This is a genomic window from Streptomyces sp. NPDC029041 (assembly GCF_040637515.1).
Taxonomy (GTDB): domain Bacteria; phylum Actinomycetota; class Actinomycetes; order Streptomycetales; family Streptomycetaceae; genus Streptomyces.
Genome location: NZ_JBEZWO010000006.1, coordinates 114158 through 132813 on the forward strand (window position 1 = coordinate 114158; position 18656 = coordinate 132813).

General features: G+C 73.6%; 16 protein-coding genes and 2 pseudogenes. 9 read left to right on the plus strand and 9 right to left on the minus strand.

The genetic code is table 11. The annotated features are described in order from the left end of the window. Nucleotides 1–139: 139 nt before the first annotated feature. Nucleotides 140–373 (plus strand): annotated as a pseudogene (locus AB0F04_RS16675) (YrhB domain-containing protein); the annotation flags it as partial. 145 nt (nucleotides 374–518) lie between these two features. Here the strand turns inward: AB0F04_RS16675 and AB0F04_RS16680 are convergent. Further along, nucleotides 519–617: pseudogene (locus AB0F04_RS16680) on the minus strand (MOSC domain-containing protein); the annotation flags it as partial. Between the two features lie 120 nt (nucleotides 618–737). Then, nucleotides 738–2129, minus strand: coding sequence for an amino acid permease (locus AB0F04_RS16685; protein WP_362042159.1), 1392 nt, complete (start codon nucleotides 2127–2129; stop codon nucleotides 738–740). 129 nt (nucleotides 2130–2258) lie between these two features. Between AB0F04_RS16685 and mmuM the strand changes: the two genes are divergently transcribed. Beyond that, a complete protein-coding gene (gene mmuM / locus AB0F04_RS16690) occupies nucleotides 2259–3170 on the plus strand; it encodes a homocysteine S-methyltransferase (RefSeq protein ID WP_362042161.1) in 912 nt (303 codons plus the stop codon). A 77-nt stretch (nucleotides 3171–3247) separates the two neighbouring features. On the opposite strand, the gene AB0F04_RS16695 is transcribed toward mmuM, so the two are convergent. The 4 genes from AB0F04_RS16695 to AB0F04_RS16710 form a co-directional block, all read right to left on the minus strand. Next, nucleotides 3248–4099, minus strand: a complete 852-nt coding sequence (locus tag AB0F04_RS16695; RefSeq protein WP_362042163.1) for an ABC transporter permease — start codon at nucleotides 4097–4099, stop codon at nucleotides 3248–3250. Further along, nucleotides 4096–5070, minus strand: coding sequence for an ABC transporter ATP-binding protein (locus tag AB0F04_RS16700; RefSeq protein WP_362042165.1), 975 nt, complete (start codon nucleotides 5068–5070; stop codon nucleotides 4096–4098). Before AB0F04_RS16700 ends, AB0F04_RS16695 begins: the two co-directional genes overlap by 4 nt. Nucleotides 5071–5242: 172 nt before the next feature. Next, on the minus strand, nucleotides 5243–6859 hold the full coding sequence (locus AB0F04_RS16705) for a carboxylesterase family protein (protein WP_362042167.1): 1617 nt from the start codon (nucleotides 6857–6859) through the stop codon (nucleotides 5243–5245). Nucleotides 6860–6961: 102 nt separating this feature from the next. Beyond that, entirely contained in the window at nucleotides 6962–7123 is a 162-nt protein-coding gene (locus tag AB0F04_RS16710) for a hypothetical protein (RefSeq protein WP_362042169.1), read from the minus strand. A 321-nt stretch (nucleotides 7124–7444) separates the two neighbouring features. On the opposite strand from AB0F04_RS16710, the gene AB0F04_RS16715 reads away from it, so the two are divergent. Together AB0F04_RS16715 and AB0F04_RS16720 are read left to right on the plus strand one after the other, a co-directional pair. After that, nucleotides 7445–8506 (plus strand): substrate-binding domain-containing protein, encoded by a 1062-nt coding sequence (locus AB0F04_RS16715; protein WP_362042171.1) that lies wholly within the window; start codon nucleotides 7445–7447, stop codon nucleotides 8504–8506. 160 nt (nucleotides 8507–8666) lie between these two features. Then, nucleotides 8667–9065, plus strand: coding sequence for a VOC family protein (locus AB0F04_RS16720; protein WP_362042173.1), 399 nt, complete (start codon nucleotides 8667–8669; stop codon nucleotides 9063–9065). On the opposite strand, the gene AB0F04_RS16725 is transcribed toward AB0F04_RS16720, so the two are convergent. Together AB0F04_RS16725 and AB0F04_RS16730 are read right to left on the minus strand one after the other, a co-directional pair. Continuing rightward, entirely contained in the window at nucleotides 9051–9734 is a 684-nt protein-coding gene (locus tag AB0F04_RS16725) for a helix-turn-helix transcriptional regulator (RefSeq protein WP_362042174.1), read from the minus strand. The genes AB0F04_RS16720 and AB0F04_RS16725 overlap by 15 nt on opposite strands. A gap of 248 nt (nucleotides 9735–9982) precedes the next feature. Next, complete coding sequence (locus tag AB0F04_RS16730) at nucleotides 9983–10918, minus strand: AraC family transcriptional regulator (RefSeq protein ID WP_362042176.1); 936 nt, start codon at nucleotides 10916–10918, stop codon at nucleotides 9983–9985. Nucleotides 10919–11101: 183 nt separating this feature from the next. Between AB0F04_RS16730 and AB0F04_RS16735 the strand changes: the two genes are divergently transcribed. Next, nucleotides 11102–11917, plus strand: coding sequence for an NmrA family transcriptional regulator (locus AB0F04_RS16735; RefSeq protein WP_362042801.1), 816 nt, complete (start codon nucleotides 11102–11104; stop codon nucleotides 11915–11917). A 12-nt stretch (nucleotides 11918–11929) separates the two neighbouring features. Here the strand turns inward: AB0F04_RS16735 and AB0F04_RS16740 are convergent, their stop codons facing one another. After that, on the minus strand, nucleotides 11930–13111 hold the full coding sequence (locus AB0F04_RS16740) for a YihY/virulence factor BrkB family protein (protein WP_362042178.1): 1182 nt from the start codon (nucleotides 13109–13111) through the stop codon (nucleotides 11930–11932). Nucleotides 13112–13221: 110 nt separating this feature from the next. Here AB0F04_RS16740 and AB0F04_RS16745 point away from each other — a divergent pair, with 110 nt between their 5' ends. The 4 genes from AB0F04_RS16745 to AB0F04_RS16760 all read left to right on the plus strand — a co-directional run bounded on the left by AB0F04_RS16745 (nucleotide 13222) and on the right by AB0F04_RS16760 (nucleotide 18550). Beyond that, nucleotides 13222–14856, plus strand: a complete 1635-nt coding sequence (locus AB0F04_RS16745; RefSeq protein WP_362042180.1) for an acyl-CoA dehydrogenase family protein — start codon at nucleotides 13222–13224, stop codon at nucleotides 14854–14856. Between the two features lie 276 nt (nucleotides 14857–15132). Then, nucleotides 15133–16407, plus strand: coding sequence for a GAF domain-containing protein (locus AB0F04_RS16750; RefSeq protein WP_362042182.1), 1275 nt, complete (start codon nucleotides 15133–15135; stop codon nucleotides 16405–16407). Nucleotides 16408–16580: 173 nt separating this feature from the next. Then, nucleotides 16581–17891, plus strand: coding sequence for a hypothetical protein (locus tag AB0F04_RS16755; protein WP_362042183.1), 1311 nt, complete (start codon nucleotides 16581–16583; stop codon nucleotides 17889–17891). Between the two features lie 86 nt (nucleotides 17892–17977). Continuing rightward, complete coding sequence (locus AB0F04_RS16760) at nucleotides 17978–18550, plus strand: GNAT family N-acetyltransferase (protein WP_362042184.1); 573 nt, start codon at nucleotides 17978–17980, stop codon at nucleotides 18548–18550. Nucleotides 18551–18656 lie beyond the last annotated feature (106 nt).

Here is an 18656-nt window from a genome sequence, read left to right on the forward strand (position 1 = left end):
CCACGAGGAGGTCAACGGGTCTGACGGGGCGAGTCGTTGACCGCATTTCCGTTAACGGCACGAGTCGGACGCCGTACACGACTCGTCCGCTGCTACGCCTTCGGGACATGCTGCACGGCTGATCGAGCGAGCAGCGGCGGTGCGCATCGTCCAGGCCGAGTGGGACCGCCGGCACCCCGTCGGGTCTGCTGCCGGCACGGCCTTCCACCGCATGGTCGTCGCGGACGTCCAGCCGCACGAACTGGCGTGGATCGTGCACTGGACGTCCGAGGAATACGTGCGTAACCGGGGCCCTGGCACCGCGCTCGCCGGCAACGGCCCCTGTCCGGTCGACCGTGCCGACGGCGGGCTGCACCAGATCGGCATATCCGTGCCGGAGGCTACTGGGAGACCGACTACCGCACACGCATCCGTCAGCTGCCCGTCAGGACCGTCAATCCGGTGCTCACCGTGCGGACCATCCGCCGGGGCGACCCCGATCCGTCGGCCTGAGCTGCGGCCTCACAGTTCGGGCTCCCCCCCCACGCCACAACCTCCACCTCGTCACCCACCGCCACCGTGCCGGGTCGGAGTACCGCGTACTTCACGCCGAAGGCGATGCCGCCCTGGCGGGCGCGGCCCCGTGACGCTGCCCCCGGGTTGGGCGTGAGCGGCTCGAACACCGCGTCCGCGGCGGTGACTTGCGGGACCTCACGTACTTCGGCATGCGCTGCGACGGCTTCGGGCCTTCCCCGATGCTATGCCTCCGCCGCGGCACTGTCCTTGCGTCCCCGCAGCCACACGTACACCGGGATCCCCGCGAAGAGGAACAGCACGCCCTGGTAGACGGCCGCGTACCCGGCGCCGGCGATCAGCCAGAAGGAGAAGCCGAAGGAGAGGACGGCGACGGTCAGGTCACGGGCCAGGCCGGCGGGGCGGACCCGGCCGCGGGTGCCGCGGGCCAGCCAGTACAACTGGGCCGCCGCCGACAGCAGGTAGGGCACGCAGCCGGTGAAGGTGGTGATCAGGACGAGGACGCGGAAGGTGGTGTCCGGGCCTGCCGTGTAGTTGAGGGCGATGAGGAGGCTGCCGAGGACCGCGCAGGCCCACACCCCGAAGCCGGGGACACCGCCCTTGCCGAGGCGTGCGAAGGGCGCCGGGAAGAGGCCGTCGCGGGCGGCGGCGTACGGCATCTGGGCGGCCATGAGGATCCAGCCGTTGAGGCAGCCGGTGATCGAGGCGACGGCGACCAGCGCGATGGCGGTGCCGCCCCAGGAACTGCCGGTGAGGGCGTTGACGGCGTCGGCGAAGGGGGCGCCGGAGTCGACGAGCCGGTCGTGCGGGACCAGGCCGAAGACGGCGATGGTGCCGAGGACGTAGACGAGGGCGGAGGCCAGGGTGCCGAGGACGCTCGCCCGGCCGACCGTGCGCTCGGGGTCGCGGACCTCGCCCGCGCTGACGGCGGCGGACTCCACCCCGAGGAAGCTGTACAGCAGCAGCGCGGCGGAGGCGGCCAGTGCGCCGGAGACGCTCTGGCCGGAGGCGTTGAACGGGCCGAAGTTGTCCGCGTCGACGAAGAACAGGCCGATCGTGGCCAGCAGGAGCAGCGGTACGAACTTCAGGACCGTGGAGACGACCTGTACCGCGCCGACCCAGCGCGTACCCGCGAAGTTCGCCGCGGCCGGCAGCCAGAGGGCGGCCAGGGCGACGAGGGCCTGCAGGGCGTGGTTGCCGTGCAGGGGTACGAGGACCTCGACGTAGCCGACGACCGCGACGGCCAGGGCGGCGATGCTGACCCAGCACATGGTCCAGTACGACCAGGCCGACAGGAATCCGGCGAACTCACCGAAGGCGTCCCGGGGGTAGACGTACAGCCCGCCGGTCACCGGGCTGCGCCGCGCCAGCCTGCCGAAGAGCAGCGCGAGCAGGACGGCTCCCACCGAGAGCACGAGGAACGCGAGCAGGCTGATCGTGCCGTACGGGGCGACGGTGGCGGGCAGGGCGAAGATGCCGCCGCCGATGATGTTGCCCATGACGAGGGCCGTGGCGGCGGCGAGGCCGAAGGTGCGGCGGCGAGCGGGCGCCGGGCCGGTTCCGGCGGCGGCCGGATCGGCGGGTTCTGCGGCCTCGGTGGGGCTGGGGACGGTCATGAGGGTTCCTGTACAAGCGGAGGAGGAGGGTCCTGATCGTAACCGTGGTCCCATATGCTGGTCGACCTGTTCATCTGGTGGACACAAGCGGCTGGGTTCCGCGCCGGAACGTCGACTACCGTCGTCGGCATGACCAGCACCCTCTCCCTCGCAGAAGCCCTCGCCGCCGGGACGGTCGTCCTCGACGGAGGCATGTCCAACCAGCTCGAATCGGCCGGTCACGACCTGAGCGACGAGCTGTGGTCGGCCCGGCTGCTCGCCGAGCAGCCGGAGGCGGTGACCGAGGCGCACCTCGCCTACTTCCGGGCGGGGGCGGACGTGGCCATCACGGCCAGCTACCAGGCCACGTTCGAGGGCTTCGCGGGACGCGGGATCGACCACGACCGGGCGGCCGAACTCATGACGCTGAGCGTGGAGTCGGCCCGGGAGGCGGCCCGGCGGGCGCGCGTCTCCCGGCCCCTGTGGGTGGCCGCCTCGGCCGGTCCGTACGGGGCCATGCTCGCGGACGGTTCGGAGTACCGGGGTCGCTACGGGCTGAGCGTGGACGAACTGGAGCGTTTCCACCGGCCGCGCCTGGAGGTCCTGGCCGCGGCCCGGCCCGACGTCCTCGCCCTGGAGACGGTCCCGGACGCCGACGAGGCCACAGCCCTGCTGCGGGCGGTGCGCGGGCTCGGGGTGCCGGCCTGGCTGACGTACTCCGTGGCCGGTGACCGCACCCGTGCGGGGCAGCCGCTGGAGGAGGCCTTCGCCCCTGCCGCCGAGGCGGACGAGGTGATCGCGGTCGGGGTGAACTGCTGCGCGCCGCAGGACGTGGACGCCGCCGTGGCGACGGCGGCGCGGGTCACCGGCAAGCCCGTCGTCGTCTACCCCAACAGCGGCGAGACCTGGGACGCCGGGGCGCGTGCCTGGACCGGCCGCTCCAGCTTCACCGCCGGCCAGGTCAAGGGCTGGCAGCAGGCGGGAGCCCGGCTGATCGGCGGCTGCTGCCGGGTGGGGCCGGACGCCGTCTCGGGCATCGCAGAAGCGCTGAGGACGGCGTAACGCCCCGCCGCAGCAGGTGCGTTTCCGGGGCGCCCGGTACGGGACTCGGTGGCGCCCGGTGCCGTGACGGCACGTTCCTAACCGACCCGCTGCATCGCCTTCCGGTGCCGTTCCGCCATCGCGGCCCCGGATTCCCGGCGGGCCATCCTGCGCAGGACGGAGGGGGCGAGGAGGAGCCCGGCGACCGCCCAGGCACCCAGCGCTCCCGCTGTCTCCAGGTGCCGCCAGGACGCCCCGATCTCGGCGGCGACCGCATCGGCCGGCAGCAGCGCCGAGCGGAGACCCAGTCCGAGCCAGTACATGGGGAAGACCTGCCCGACGGTCCGCAGCCACGCGGGCAGCTCCGACAGCGGGAAGTAGATCCCGGAGATCACGACGAGTCCCACCACCGGAAGCATCAGCAACGCCAAGGTGCGCGGACTGCTGACGAGTGAGCCGATGACGGCGCCCGCCGGCAAGGTGGCCAGGAGGCCCAGCGGCACCACCCACACCAGCGTCAGCAACGCTCCGCCGCCCTGCCGGGCCACCCCGTCGACCAGGAACACGCCGACGGCGAAGGGGAACGCCATGGAGGCGAGAGCCGTACCCGAGACCATGACGATCTTGCCGACCAGGTGGCCGACCATGCCGTGCGGCACGGCCTTGGCCCGCAGCAGGGTGCCGTCCTCGCGCTCGGTCGCGAGCAGTTGCGCCGTGGTCGTCATCCCGGTGAAGGCGAGCGTCATCCCCAGCACGCTCGGCAACATGAACGCGCCGAGCGAGATCCCGGCGCCCTTCAGCGCATCGTCCCTGGCCAGGAACAGCGGCACGACGAGCAGAACCGTCCAGAGCACGTACCCGAACACGTCCTGGCCGGTGGTGAACGTGTGCCGGAGTTCCGTCCAGCCGCGCCGTACCCCGACCAGCGCCGCATGCCACACCGGACTCATCCCGAACCCTCCCCGAAAGCCTGCACCGCCCGCTCGCCGGGAACCCGGCCCGCCTCGATGTCCCGCACCATCGTCAGGTAGGTGTCCTCCAGGCTCGCTCGGCGCACCTCCAGCCCTCCGATCGCCTCGCCGTACTCCTCGAACAGCCGACGGACGAACCGGGTGGGCTCGGCCGTGGCCTCCTCGAACGGCCGCCCGTTCCGCGTCCAGCGCACGGTGGCCTCGGCCGATGCCTGACGTGACAGCTCCGCGGCCGAGCCGTCGGCCACGATCCGGCCACCGGCCAGGATGAGGATCCGGTCGGCGAGCTTCTCCGCCTCGGCGAGGTCGTGCGTGGTCAGCAGAACGGTGGTGTTCTCGTCCGCGAGCCCGCGCACCAGGCCGTGGAACTCGTTCCTCGCCTCCGGGTCCAGACCGGCCGTCGGCTCGTCCAGGAACAGCACCTCGGGCCTGCCCACGATGCCGACGGCCACGTCGAACCGCCTGCGCTGCCCACCGGAGAGAGTCCCGACCCGCTGGTCCGCCTGCTCGGTCAGCCCCACCGCGGCGAGGAGATCGTCCACGTCCCAGGGGCGTCGCACGAGAGCCGTCGAGTACGGCGCGTAGTAGGAGCCGAGGTGGGCCAGCAGTTCCCGCACCCGCCACTTGCCGTGGTCGCGCCAGGACTGCAGCACGATGCCCAGGCGCGCGCGCCACCTCTCGTCTCCACGGGCCGGATCGGTGCCGAGGACGCTCACGTCCCCGGCCGAGCGCATCCGGAAGCCTTCCAGGATCTCGATCGTGGTCGTCTTGCCGGCGCCGTTCGGACCGAGCAGCAGGACGACTTCGCCTCGCCGGGCCGTGAAGCCGACCCCCTTCAGTACGTCCTGGCTGCGGTAGCGCATGCGCAGATCCCGCACGTCGATGACCGTGTCGGGCTCCGGCGGTGGGCTGCTCGCCCCCACCGCCGATAAGGCGTGATCGGTCGTCACCGGTGTCCCCCGTCGTCTCGTGGTCCGTCCTGCGGGCGGGGGCCGAAGGCCGTGCCGCGTCCGTGGTCAGGGGACGTGGTCCACGGCCGAGGCTGCCATGGCCTCCTGGCAGCAGCTTTCAGGCCCTCCCGGGCGAACAGATTACCGAACACCCCGCCCGGTGGCGGCGGCGTCAGTGCCGTCGCAGAGCGCCCGAGCGGCGCAGGCGCCGTACGGCTGACCGCAGTTCCGCACCGCGGCCGGACAAGTCGTCGGCGGGGACGGCCGGAGGCAGGGGTTCCGCGGGCTTGAGGGCGTCGGCCCTCCACAAGGCGAGTTCACGGTCCCGGGGGCCGTACGCCGTGTACGCCAGGCCGTTCTCGGCGTCCGGCGCCCGGTCGCCGAAGACGCGCACCGGGTGGGCCGGGTCCCAGCGCTCCCAGCCGGGGTCGCCCTCCGTGGCGAAGCGGACCCACGCCCCGTGCATCGCGTCGGCCAGTTCCCGCGGGGCGCCCTCACCGGCGAGTTTGCGCGACTCGGGGACGTCCCCGGTGTCGAAGACGAAGCCCAGCTCCAGCGCGTGACAGGCACCGAGACCGGGCAGGTTCGAGGGCCAGGCGAACTCGTAGACGTACGACGGTTCCGTGCGGGCGTCGGCCAGGTGGTGCAGGGGTGTGCGCAGCAGATGGTCGGTGACCAGCTGGCCGACGGTCTCCGCGGTGCCGGCCTCGGGGTGCAGGGTGCGGTAGCCGCGCGGGACCTCGCTGCCGCAGTGGCAGCGGGCCATGGCGCCCGCGAGGGCGACGGCCCCGAGGCGGTCGACGCGCTCCAGGAGGCCGCCCGGCACCAGCCACAGTCGGTATTCGTCGCGGGTCCAGCCCAGCAGCAGCTCGACCCCGGGGGCCGCGCCGCCGTCCGTGAGGGCCCGGAGAGGGTCGCGCGGGACGACGTCGTCGTCGATGACGAGACCGAAGGCGGGCCCGCCGACCACCGGGCTGCTCAGTCTGCCCACCTCGGCCTGGGTGCGCAGCAGCAGATCGCGGTCGACGGCGGCGAACGCCTCGGCGGTGGCCGGGATCTTCAGGCGGGTGGCCATCCGGCGGACCATCCGCCGTACCTTGGCCCGCTCGGACACCTCGGGTGGCCCGCTCTGCAGGACGGCCCGCCGCACCAGCCCCTGGGTCTGCGGGGCGGCGAGAAGGGCGCCGATGCTGATCGCCCCGGCGGACTGGCCGAAGAGGGTGATGCGGCCGGGGTCGCCGCCGAAAGCCCCGATGGCCTCGTGCACCCAGGCCAGGGCGGCTATCTGGTCGCGCAGGCCCGGGTTCGGGGGCGTGTCCGGGAACAGTCCGTAGCCCTCCACGCCCAGCCGGTAGTTGATGGACACACAGACCACGCCGTCACGGGCGAAGGCATGCCCGTCGTACACGGGTACGGCAGAGGAGCCCCTGGTCAGAGCCCCGCCGTGCAGCCAGACGAGGACGGGGAGGCGGGCCTTCGGGTCGGGCTGCGGGGTCCAGACGTTCAGGTTGAGGCAGTCGTCGCCGGGCACGACCGGGTCGGACAGGTAGTGGGCGAAGGCGTCGGAGTACGGCGGTTTCGGCGCGGTGGGGCCGAAGGCAGCGGCGTCGCGGACACCGTCCCAGGGCGGAAGCGGCACGGGCGGGCGGAAGCGGCGGGGGCCGAAGGGAGGGGCCGCGTACGGGATGCCGCGGAAGACCGCGACACCGCGCTCGTACCGGCCTCGGAGAGCGCCGAAGGGCGTGCTCACCACGGGGTCCGCCTGCGGGTCCGTCCGGTCTGCCGTCATCCGTCCACCAGCCCCCTCACCGCGCTCGTGCACCGTGAAGATCAGAGCACCTCATTGTGGCCCGGTATTCCGGGGCACGAGCGGGTGTGGGGGCTGTTCGGGTCACTCGGCGTACATCAGCGCGCCGGAGCCGAGCCGGTCGAACCCGCCGCTGGTGGTGCCGTGGTCACCTCCCCCGCCCTCCGGGGGGGCGACGGAGAAGCACATCCGGGCGAGGTACCGGTCGTCGAGGAGCAGGCGCCGCCCGTAGTGGTGGTGGAGCATCGCCCGGACGGGGCGGACCCGGCCGCTCCCGGCTGCGGTTCACCGGCGCGAGGCGGGGATCCACGCCCGGGACCTGGTGGAGGCGGCGTTCACGGCGGACTTCACCGGCTTTCGGCTGACCTGCACACCCGGCTGAGGCACTGTTCGGGGTTTCGAAAGTTTTGACTGGCGAGAAGCACTCAAGCCCCTTGCCTTCCCGCCGTCCGGCACCCCACCTACGATAGGAAGCGCTTTCTGCCCGGCTGGACCCCGTGACCGCCGTGTGCAGCGCTGGTCGAAACTTTCCACGGCCCTCGGACGGGCCGGAGAGGTGGGTTCCCGATGGTCCGTACGGCGAGTGCGAACGTGGCGGCCGGTCCGACGCTGGCGGTCGTGGCGCGCGAGGCGGGGGTGTCGGTGCCGACCGCGTCGAAGGTGGTCAACGGCCGCGAGGACGTGGCACCGGAGACCCGTCGCCGCGTCACCGAGGCGCTCGACCGGCTCGGGTACGTGCGCAGACCCCGCTTCGACGCGGCGAAGGCGCCCCGGCTGGTCGACCTGGTCGTGCACTCGCTGGAGAGTTCCTGGTCGGGCGCGGTGCTGCACGGCGTGGAGGAGGCGGCGCACGACGCGGGCCTGGAGGTCGTGGTGTCGGCGGCGCTGATCCGCTCCCGGGTCGGCCGGCCGGAACGCGGCTGGCTGGACAAACTGGTCGCCCGGGGCTCTTCCGGCGTGCTGTTCAACCTCGCGGAGCTGAGCGACTCGCAGTACGCGTGGCTGGAACAGCACCGCATCCCGTTCGTGATGATCGACCCGGTGCAGGAGCCGCCGGAGGGCGTGGTCTCGGTCGGGGCGGCGAACTGGCAGGGCGGCCTGACGGCCACGGAGCACCTGCTGGCCCTGGGCCACGAGCGGATCGCCGTCATCGCCGGTCCCCGGCGCACGATGTGCAGCACCGCGCGGATCGCCGGATACCGTTCGGCGCTCACGTCGGCAGGGATCCGGCACCGCGCCGAGTACGTCCGGCACGCCTCGTTCGACGAGAAGGTCGCCCACCGACGCATGCTGGAACTCCTGGACCTGCCCGAGCCGCCGACCGCCGTCTTCGTCTGCTCGGACCTGATGGCGCTGGGCGTCTACCAGGCCTTGGCCGAGAGGGGGTTGGCGGTACCGGACGACATCAGTGTGGTCGGCTTCGACGACCTGCCGGAGGCGCGCTGGGCCTCCCCCGCCCTGACCACCGTGCGCCAGCCCCTTTCGGAGATGGCCGCCACCGCGCTGCGGTCGCTGCTGCGCGTGATGGACGGCCATTGTCCGGAGAGCACGCGCACGGAGTTGTCGACGCGGCTGGTGGAACGGGCGAGCACGGCGCCGCCGCGCGTAGGGACAACGCCGCGGACGTAGGGGCGAGTGCGCGCAGGGAAGGCGTCGTGCGCGGGCGCGGCGGGGGTGCCCGGGCGTCGTTCAGGGCGGTCACGGGCCCGGGGCTCCGGCGCCGGGGCCCGGGCCCGAGGCGTCCGTTTTCTTCAAGACCGGGTCTCCTGTGTCTGCCTACGGTGACTTCATGACTGCACGATTCGATGCCATCGGCCTGGTCGTCTCCGACATGGCCGCCTCCGTCGCCTTCTACCGCCTGCTCGGGTTCGCCTTCCCGGACGGCGCCGAGGACCAGCCGCACGCCGAGACCGGGCTGCCCGGCGGGCTGCGGCTGATGCTGGACACCGAGGAGACGGTCCGCTCCTTCCTGCCCGGGTGGCAGCGCCCCACGGGCGGGGGCCAAGCCTCACTCGCCCTGCGCTGCGACGGGCCGCAGGAGGTGGACGCGCTGTACGGCGAGCTGACCGGCTCCGGGTACCACGGCGAGCTCAAGCCGTGGGACGCCTTCTGGGGGCAGCGGTACGCCGTCGTGCACGACCCGGACGGCAACGGGGTGGACCTGTTCGCACCGCTAGCCGCTGAGTAGCTCACCCAACGGCAGGCCCGACAACTCCCGTACGTCACGGGCCAGATGAGCCTGGTCGGCGTAACCGGCCCGGACGGCGGTCTCCGCGAACGGCACACCGGCCCGGGCCAGTGCGAGGGCGCGGTGCAGCCGCAGGATGCGGGCCAGGGTCTTGGGGCCGTAGCCGAAGGCGGCCAGGGAACGCCGGTGCAACTGTCGCGGGCCGAGCCCGAGTTCGTCGGCGGTCGCGGCGACGGGGCGGCCCGCGTCGAGGGCGGTGACGACCTGCCGGAGCAGCAGGTCGGGGGGTCCGGAATCGGCTGCCTGCCGCAGCGCCAGGTCCTCCAGGCCGCTCGCCGGGTCGGCGGCGGAGTTCACACCGTCGGCCAGACGCCGCACCCGCCGGGCCGGCCACAAATCGGTGAGGTCGACACGCCGGTCACGCAGCTCGTGCGCCGGCACGCCCAGAAGTCCCGGGGCCGTGCCCGGGTAGAAGCGGACTCCCGCCCAGGGGCCGGTCCCACCGTCCGGGAGGTGGGCACGGGTGTCGGGCCCGGCGACCATCAGCCGCCCGTCGTGCCACAGCAGATCCATGCACCCGTCGGGCAGCACCCGGCCCGCCCCGGCCCCGGACGGGGTGTTGGTCCACACGACCGCCCCGGGCAGCCGCGAAGCCCGCTCCAGATACACGCGAGCCACGCTACGCCGCGACCCGGCGGCGCGCCCGGGCCTGCCCCCGCTCACCCCGGTGTCCGCCGGCTCGCGCATCCGCCGGCCGGCGCCTTGTCCACCCGTGCCGCCCGGCCCGGCACGCGCGGGCACACCCGCAGGCAGCGCGCCCAGGCCGCTACGCGACGACGCGGCCCATCCCCCGGCGCCGGCGGTCACGGCCTCCCCCTTCCCCCCGGCCCCCCGACCCCCCCGGGACCCTCTGCCCTCTACGCCGCCCTCCCCCGGTACTCCGCCGGGCTCACCCCGTACACCCGCTTGAACGCCGTCGACAGGGCGAACGCGCTGCCGTAGCCCACCCTGCGGGCCACCGCGTCGAGGGTGTCGGAGGAGTCGCGCAGGCGGTCGGCGGCGAGGGCGAGGCGCCAGCCGGTGAGGTAGGCCATGGGCGGTTCGCCCACCAGGCCGGTGAAGCGGCGGGCCAGCGCCGCTCGGGACACCCCGGCCTTCGCGGCGAGCGCGGCGACGGTCCAGGGATGGGCCGGGTCGTCCTGGAGGAGGCGCAGGACGCCGCCTACGACCGGGTCGGCCAGGGCCCGGTACCAGGCCGGTGCCTCTGCCTCGGGGCGTGCGAACCAGGCCCGCAGGGCGGCGATGACCAGCAGGTCCAGCAGCCGGTCCAGGACGACTTCCTGCCCCGGCTCGTCCCGGACTATCTCCTCGGTGAGGTACGGCGTCAGGGGGCAGTCCCACACGTCGGACGTGAGGGTGAGCAGCGGAGGCAGGGCGTCCAGCAGCCGCCCGCCGACCTCGCCCCGCATGGGGTAGGTGCCGATCAGCAGCACGGTCTCCCCGTCGGGCCGGTCGCCCCAGGTGCGGACGCCCAGGTCCATGGAGCCGTTGAGGGGCCGTCCGTCGGGATAGCGGCACTCCTGGTGCGGCAGGATCACCGCCTGCGGTGCCGTGCCGGGGGCGTCGGCGCAGGTGTAGGGGTCCGGGCCGCGGGCGATGGCGAGGTCCCCGGCCCGCAGCCGCGTGCTCTCGCCCCCGTCGGGCACGACCCAGGCCTCGCCGCGGACGACGAGCATCACCGTGAGCGGGGCCCGGTCCTCCACCCGCACCGCCCAGGGCGGGTCGAAGCAGGCCCTGATCATGAACGCGCCCCGCGCGCGGGGGCCTTCCAGCAGACCTGCGAGAGCGTCCATGCGGTCAGCGTAGACGCGGGCGTATGGGAATGAGCCGTTCAGCGATGGTTGCGCACGGCGCACGGCAGTTGACTCGACCACATGACGAACACGGCGCAGGACACGGCAGGAAACGCGACCGAAGACGCGAACGAGAACGCGACGACGAACTCGGCAGTGAACGCCGCTCGGAAGCCGCGGAGGATGACGGTGGTGGTGACGGGCGCCTCGGGGCGTACCGGGAGCCGGGTGGCGCGGGCCGCGGAGGCGGCCGGGCTGACGGTGCGGGCGGCGTCGCGGGCGACGGGCTTCGACTGGTGGGACGGCTCGACCTGGGCGGGGACCCTGCGCGGCGCGGACGCGGCCTACCTCGCCCTGCCCTCGGACGTCGGCGCTCCGGGCGCCGCGGAGGCGGTCGGCGCGCTGGCGCGCCAGGCGGCCGGGCTCGGGGTGCGGCGGCTGGTTCTGCTGTCCGCGCGGGGCGAGGACCAGGCCCTGCCGACCGAGGAGGCACTGCACGCCTCGGGGGCGGACTGGACGGTCGTACGGGCCGCGTGGTTCGCGCAGAACTTCAGTGAGGGGCCGCTGGTCGACGAGCTGCGGGAGCGCGGGGAGCTGGTGTTCCCGGCCGGTGAGGTGGCCGAGCCGTTCCTCGACGTGCGGGACATCGCGGACGTGGTGGTGACGGCGCTGGCGTCCGGCGACCGGTACGCGGGGCGGACCCTGACGCTGTCGGGGCCGCGGCTGCTGACATTCGGGGAGGCCGTCGCGGAGATCGCCGGGGCGACCGGGCGCCCGCTGACGTACCGGGCGGTGCCGACGCGGGACTACGCGGAGGCGCTGATCGGCTTCGGTGTGCCGCCGCAGGATGTGGCGGGGATGACGGAGATCTTCGACACCCTCCTCGACGGCCGCAACGCGCACGTTTCGGGCGGGGTGCGGGAAGTGCTGGGCCGTGCGCCCCGGGACTTCGGCGACTTCGTGCGGGAGGAGGCCGCGGCGGGGACCTGGAAGGCCTGAGGGTCTCGCCCGTCAGGTGTCATGGGGCGGCTGCCCCCCGCCGTTGACCTCGGTGTTCTTCACATGGGTGTTCTTCACCTGGGTGCTTTTCACGTGCGTGCTCTTCACATGGGTGCGCAGGCGGGCCGAGACGTCCTCGGGGGGCAGGAAGCGGGACCAGCGCTCGGGGAACTCGGAGGGCATGTCGGGGTCGGTCTCGCCCGTGGCGGTGGCGCGGGCGACGTACTCGGCGACCTGGGCCTGCCGCAGCCGCTCGTTGGCCTCGCGGGCGGCGGCCGTCGCGGCGGCAGGCCAGACCCGGTCGATGGCGGCGTTGACGGCGGCCCCGACGAGCACGGCGAACGCGGACACACCGATCCACAGCAGCACGGCGACGGGCGCGGCGAGGGAGCCGTAGATCGTCGGGCCCTCGACCGTGCTGGTCAGGTAGATCCGCAGCAGGAAGCTGCCGAGCACCCACATGCCGAGGGCGACCAGCGCGCCGGGCACGTCCTCGATCCACGGGGAACGGACCGGGACGGACACGTGGTACAGCGTGGTCAGGAAGGCGATCGACAGCAGGATCACCGTGGGCCAGTACAGGACCTGCACGACCGTCGTCGACCAGGGCACGATCCGCACCACCGCGTCCGGCCCGGCCACCATCAGCGGCAGCGCCACGGAGCCGATCAGCAGGGCCACGATGAACAGCAGGAAGGCCATCAGCCGGGTCTTGACGATGCCCCGGACGCCGTCGAGGCCGTACATCACGGTGATGGTGTCGATGAAGACGTTCACCGCGCGGGAGCCCGACCACAGGGCGAACAGGAAGCCGATGGAGATGACGTCCGGCCGGCCGCCCTTCATCACGTCGTGCAGGATCGGCTGGGCGATCTCCCGGACGCCCTGGTCGGACAGGACCGTGCGGGAGGCCTCCAGGAGGTTGGTCTGGAGGCTCTGGATGGTGTCGGCGCCGGTCCAGGCGTCGACGTAACCGAGCAGTCCGATCATGCTGAGCAGCAGCGGCGGCACCGACAGCAGGGTGAAGAACGCGGCCTCGGCCGCGAGGCCCAGGATGCGGTACTCGACGCAGGAGTTGACGGTGTCCTTGACCAACAGCCAGGCGGTCCTGCGTTTGGAGACGTTCCGGTAGAGGGCCCGCGCCCGGTGGAGGCGCCCGGAGGGCGTGTCGGGGGTTTCACTTGCTGGCTGCACCCCCTAACGGTATCCGTCGAGCCCGGCCCCACTCACCCACAGGCCGGGTCTTCGCGGACAGGTCCGGGTCCACCGGGTGCCAAGGTGCTACCGCGGGGTACGTTCGCAGCATGGCAGGCAGCACCCACACCGTGACGAACCAGGTCCCGCCTCTGGTCGGGTACGACGTCTTCTCCGCCGACCGGGCCCTGGCCGAGGCGGTCGACCGGCATGCGGATCCGGACGTGCGCGAGGAGGTCCTCGGCGAGCTGGCCGCGCTCGGCCGGACCTCGGGCTCGGCCCAGGTGCAGGAGTGGGGGCGGCTGGCCAACGAGAACCCGCCGCGGCTGCTCACGCACGACCGGTACGGCAACCGCGTCGACGAGGTCGAGTTCCACCCCTCCTGGCACCGGCTGCTCGGCAAGGGCGTCTCGGCCGGCCTGACGGCCGCCTGGGGCCGGCCGGCCGGACATCTGCGGCGGGCCGCCGCCTTCCTGGTGTGGACGCAGGTCGAGGCGGGCAACGGCTGCCCGCTGTCGATGACCCATGCGGCGGTGCCCGCCCTGCGCGCCGACCCGGACCTGGCCGCCGAGTGGGAGCCCCGGCTGACGTCCATGGTCTACGACCGTGAGCTGCGGCCCGCGCACCTCAAGGCCGGGGCGCTGTTCGGGATGGGCATGACGGAGAAGCAGGGCGGCAGCGACGTCCGGGCGAACACCACGGCGGCACGGCCCCTCGCCGAGGCCGGGACCTATGAGCTGACCGGGCACAAGTGGTTCTGCTCGGCGCCCATGTCCGACGGCTTCCTGGTGCTGGCGCAGGCTCCGGACGGGCTGACCTGCTTCCTGGTGCCGCGGGTGCTGCGGGACGGCTCGCGCAACGTGTTCCGGATCCAGCGACTCAAGGACAAACTGGGCAACCGGTCGAACGCCTCCGCCGAGGTCGAGTTCGACGGGACCTGGGCGCGCCGGGTCGGCGAGGAAGGACGCGGGGTGCGCACCATCATCGAGATGGTCGCGGCGACCCGGCTCGACTGCGTGCTCGGCTCGGCGGGGCTGATGCGGCAGGCCGTGGCGCAGGCGGTGCACCACTGCACGTACCGCGAGGCGTTCGGCGGGAAGCTCGCCGACAAGCCGCTCATGCGCAACGTGCTGGCCGACCTGGCTCTCGAGTCGGAAGCGGCGACGACGCTGGCGCTGCGGCTCGCGGCGGCCTACGACGCCGGCGGCGAGCAGGAGCGGGCGCTGCTGCGGATCGCGGTCCCGGCCGCCAAGTACTGGGTGACCAAGCGGTGCCCGCCCGTCGCCGTGGAGGCCGCGGAGTGCCTCGGCGGCAACGGCTACGTCGAGGAGTCCCAGATGCCGCGGCTGGTGCGCGAGTCGCCGCTGAACTCGATCTGGGAGGGCGCGGGCAACGTCCAGGCGCTGGACGTGCTGCGGGCGCTGCAGCGTGAGCCGGGGGCTCTGGACGCGTATCTGCGGGAGGTCGGGCAGGCGCGCGGCGCCGATCACCGCCTGGACGCGGCCATCAAGAACCTGCTGACCGAACTCGCCGACCTGGAGGGCGTGGAGGGGCGGGCACGGCGCCTGGCGGAGCGGCTCGCGCTGGTGCTCCAGGGCTCGCTGCTGGTCCGTTTCGCGCCGCCGCAGGTCGCCGACGCGTTCTGCGCGGGGCGGCTCGGCGGTGACGGGGGCGCGGCCTTCGGGACGCTGCCGCACACGCTGGATCTCGCGTCGGTGGTGGAGCGGGCCCGGCCGGTGTCCTGATCCGGCCGCTGGCGCGGTAGGTGAAGGTGCCCCGTCCGCGAGGAGCGAGGGTGGTGCTGCGCCGACACGGCACCACCCCCGCCGCACTGGCCCGTTCGAGCCGCTGAACGCCGCTCGGGACGGCGCGGATCAAGTTTCGGACACGGCCGGGCCGTCCACCAGGGTTGCAGGGGGTTGCAACTTGCTGCCGACTGTGTGCGGACTGTGCGCGCCCGCCCGGGGCAGGCGGCACTATGAGACGCACAGTCAGAAAGCGACTCCGGGGGGCGCACGCGCATGGACGTCACGCACTTGGCCGCCGTCGACAGCGCACGCGCGGCCCGGGTCCTCAGCGAGGTCCGCGCCGCGCGGCTGGCCGGGCAGCCCGCTCCGGTGTCACCACGGCCGGTGATCGAGCGGTCCTGGGAGCGGAGGCTGCGCGGCGGCATCGATCCGGACCACGACGTGCGGGCGGACCCGCTGTCCCGCGAGGAGGTGCAGCGGCGGCGGGAGACGTCGGTATTGCGCCATGTGCTGCCGGTGCTGCGGGAGGGCCTGCTGGCGGCCGCGGACGTCGCCCACCACATCATGGTGGTGGCCGACGAGGACGGCCGCGTGCTGTGGCGCGAGGGCAGCCCTCCGGTGCTGCGCAAGGCGGACGGGCTCGGCTTCGAACTGGGCGCGGACTGGCGTGAGGACGTCGTCGGCACGAACGGCGTGGGCACCCCGGCCGTGGTGCGCCGGCCCGTGCAGGTCTTCGCCTCGGAGCACTTCGTGCGCTCCCAGGCCGGCTGGACCTGCGCGGGCGCTCCCCTGACGGATCCGCGGGACGGCCGGCTGCTCGGCGTGGTGGACGTGAGCGGGCCGCTGGAGACGATGCATCCGGCGACGCTCGCCTGGGTCGGTTCGGTGGCCAAACTGGCCGAGGCCCGGCTGCGGGAGATGCACACGGAGTCGCTGGAGCGGCTGCGCGCGGTGGCGGCACCGGTGCTGGCCCGGCTCGGCGGCCGTGCCCTGGTCGTCGACCCGGACGGCTGGACCGCCGCGGTCAGCGGCATGCCGTACGTGCCGCGCGTGGCCCTGCCGAAGTCGTTGTCGGCGGGCCCGATACGGCTGCCGGCACTCGGGCCGTGCACGGTGGAGCCGCTGGCCGGGGGCTGGCTGGTGCGGGCGGCCGGCGACGAGCCGGCGGCCCACGGCCCGGCCACGATCGTGCTGGACCTCAGCCAGGCGCGGCGCTGGTCGGTGGAGGTGCGCGGCGGGGCCGGCTCCTGGGTCCGGGAACTGAGTCCCCGGCACGCGGAGTTGCTGTATCTCCTCGCCGTGCACCGCTCCGGCCGCAGCGCCTCGGGGCTGGCCGGGGACGTCTTCGGGGACCCGGCCCGCACGGTGACGGTGCGTGCCGAGATGTCGCGGGTGCGGCGGTATCTGGGGGCGTTCCTGGAGCACCGGCCGTACCGGTTCGCCGAGAAGGCCGAGGTCGAGGTGCTGCTCCCCGCCGACCCCCGGGATCTGCTGCCGCACTCGACCGCACCGGCGGTGAGCGGGCGTCGCGGGGCGGCGGCGCCCTGAGGTTCACTGCGCGTGCCGTACAAGGCGCCCCGCGGAGTGCATCTTTCGCATATTTGCGGGGTCTTCGTCCGCGCACCGCTCACCTGCCGTAGCATCCCTCTACGGACCACCCCACCTGCTCCTCCGTCAACGTGCGGATCATCAGGCGCAGTTGGTCCGTCTGGGAGGACGTTATGAAGCATCGCGGCAGACACCGGCGGCGCAGGCGGGGCAGGGCGCTGCGCGCGACCCTGGCCGGGACGGCCCTCGCGCTCACCGCCGCCGCCACCCTGATCAGCGCCTCGCAGGCCACCGTCACCGACGCCCCCGGGGCTCTCAGGCCGGTCGCCGCGTCCGGCGGGCCCGGGCAGCCGGCGCTGGCCGAGCGCCGGGTGCCAGGGCGGTGGCTGGACCGGCTCGCGTCGGAGATGGGCCGGCCGGTCGGCGTCGGCACGGTGCTGGAGGGCGCGGACCTGCCGCTGCGGGACGCGGCCGGCTGCCCGGCCGCCGAGAAGCGCAGCCTGCCGGTGGAACCGGCGGCCACCCGCGCGTACTGCTTCGGCGGCTCCGACACCCGGGGCTGGCGGGCGGGCGCGGTCACGACCTCGGGCGACGCGGACGACGACGGCCGCTGGGGCGGCAACCGCGTGATCCTCTCCGGCTGGACCCGGGGCGCCGAGGGCGGCTCCCTGGACGGCCCGGCCCCCGGGCAGGGCCTGGCCAAGGTCGCCTTCGTCGACGCGAACGACCCCGGCGCTCTGCGCTACACCTGGGCCCTGCTGGCGGTCCCGGTGGACGGCGGGCGGGACTACCGGGGGCTGGCCTCCGCCCTGTCCGGCATGGTCTGGTACCAGGACAAGCTGCTGGTGACGACCCGCGAGGGAAGCCGGGACGCGCTGTACGTGTACGACATGGACCGCATCCAGCGCGCCACCGTCGAGTCCGACGCGGTCGGCCGGGTGCGGGGCGGCTGGTCGGCGCACGGTTACCGGTTCGTGCTGCCGGCCGTCGGCGCGTACACCCTGCCCGGCGGGGGCGGCGCACCCCGCCCGGCCACCGTCTCCCTGGACCGCAGCACCTCTCCCGACAGTCTGGTCGCGAGCGAGTGGGTGCCCGCGGACGGCGACCGGCGCACCCGGCTGTGGCGCTACGCGCTGAGCCGGGACCCGGACCGCTCCGGCCTGCTCACCACCGACTCCTCGGGGCGGGCGGCCCCGACCGAGGAGTACGAGACGAAGGCGGCCGACGTGCGGGGAGTGCTGGCGTACCGCTCGGGCTGGTACCTGGACCGCGCGGCGGGCCGTCCCGGCGGGCACGGGACGCTGTGGCGCCAGGACACCGAGGGCGCCCGGGCGGCGGAGTGCGGCACGGACGAGACGCGCAACTGCTGGAGCGGCGGGTCGGGCTCCCTGTCCTACTGGGAGGAGACCGGCGAGGTCTGGTCCCAGTCGGGGCGGACGCTGTTCGCGCTGCCGCTGACGTCGGTCGACCGGGCGCTGGACTGACCGGCGGCCCCGTGGAGCCCGGTGTCTTACCGGTGTGGCACGGGACCGATCGACAGACGAGTGGGTCAGATGATTTTCTGACCCGTATGACCACCATCGCCGTGACCACCTGGTCCCTGGAGCAGACCGCCCCGACCGACCTGCTGCCGGCCGCCGCGCCGGACGGGGACGTCCGGGTCGTCCGCTCCGAGGTGCCCTCGCCCGAGTTCAGCAGGTACCTGTACGCGTCGGTGGGCGGCGACATCCTCTGGACGGACCGGCTCGGCTGGCCGTACGCACGCTGGGTGGAGCACCTTCAGCGGCCCGGCGTGGAGACGTGGGTGGCGTACGACCGGGGCACGCCCGCGGGGTTCGTGGAGCTGGAGGCGCAGGACGACGCGGTCGTGGAGATCGTCTACTTCGGGCTGCTCCCCGCTTTCCGCGGCCGGCGCATCGGCGGGCACCTGCTGTCGTACGGCACGGCCCGGGCCTGGGACCTCGCGGACCGCTGGGCGGGACTGACACCGACCAAGCGGGTCTGGCTGCACACGTGCAGCAAGGACGGCGAGCACGCGATGGACAACTACCAGCGGCGGGGCTTCAAGCTGTTCGACACCAAGGTCGAGGAGGAGGCGGAGGTCGCCACTCCGGGACCGTGGCCTGGGGCGTTCCCCGTCTGACCTGGCCCGACACTTCGGCGGCTCCCAGTGTGACCAACGACACTCTTGTCTTGCTGTGCGAGACAAGGGTGTCCACATTTTGGATAAAGCTGGACTGTGTCCAGAT

Excerpts from the sequence above, each read along its gene's own strand:
- AB0F04_RS16760 (WP_362042184.1), top strand. The coding sequence starts at position 17,978 with ATGACCACCATCGCCGTGACCACCTGGTCCCTGGAGCAGACCGCCCCG.
- AB0F04_RS16750 (WP_362042182.1), top strand. The coding sequence starts at position 15,133 with ATGGACGTCACGCACTTGGCCGCCGTCGACAGCGCACGCGCGGCCCGG.
- AB0F04_RS16695 (WP_362042163.1), bottom strand. The coding sequence starts at position 4,099 with ATGAGTCCGGTGTGGCATGCGGCGCTGGTCGGGGTACGGCGCGGCTGG.
- AB0F04_RS16705 (WP_362042167.1), bottom strand. The coding sequence starts at position 6,859 with ATGACGGCAGACCGGACGGACCCGCAGGCGGACCCCGTGGTGAGCACG.
- AB0F04_RS16730 (WP_362042176.1), bottom strand. The coding sequence starts at position 10,918 with ATGGACGCTCTCGCAGGTCTGCTGGAAGGCCCCCGCGCGCGGGGCGCG.
- AB0F04_RS16735 (WP_362042801.1), top strand. The coding sequence starts at position 11,102 with ATGACGGTGGTGGTGACGGGCGCCTCGGGGCGTACCGGGAGCCGGGTG.
- AB0F04_RS16720 (WP_362042173.1), top strand. The coding sequence starts at position 8,667 with ATGACTGCACGATTCGATGCCATCGGCCTGGTCGTCTCCGACATGGCC.
- AB0F04_RS16755 (WP_362042183.1), top strand. The coding sequence starts at position 16,581 with ATGAAGCATCGCGGCAGACACCGGCGGCGCAGGCGGGGCAGGGCGCTG.
- AB0F04_RS16710 (WP_362042169.1), bottom strand. The coding sequence starts at position 7,123 with ATGCTCCACCACCACTACGGGCGGCGCCTGCTCCTCGACGACCGGTAC.
- AB0F04_RS16745 (WP_362042180.1), top strand. The coding sequence starts at position 13,222 with ATGGCAGGCAGCACCCACACCGTGACGAACCAGGTCCCGCCTCTGGTC.
- mmuM (WP_362042161.1), top strand. The coding sequence starts at position 2,259 with ATGACCAGCACCCTCTCCCTCGCAGAAGCCCTCGCCGCCGGGACGGTC.
- AB0F04_RS16685 (WP_362042159.1), bottom strand. The coding sequence starts at position 2,129 with ATGACCGTCCCCAGCCCCACCGAGGCCGCAGAACCCGCCGATCCGGCC.
- AB0F04_RS16715 (WP_362042171.1), top strand. The coding sequence starts at position 7,445 with ATGGTCCGTACGGCGAGTGCGAACGTGGCGGCCGGTCCGACGCTGGCG.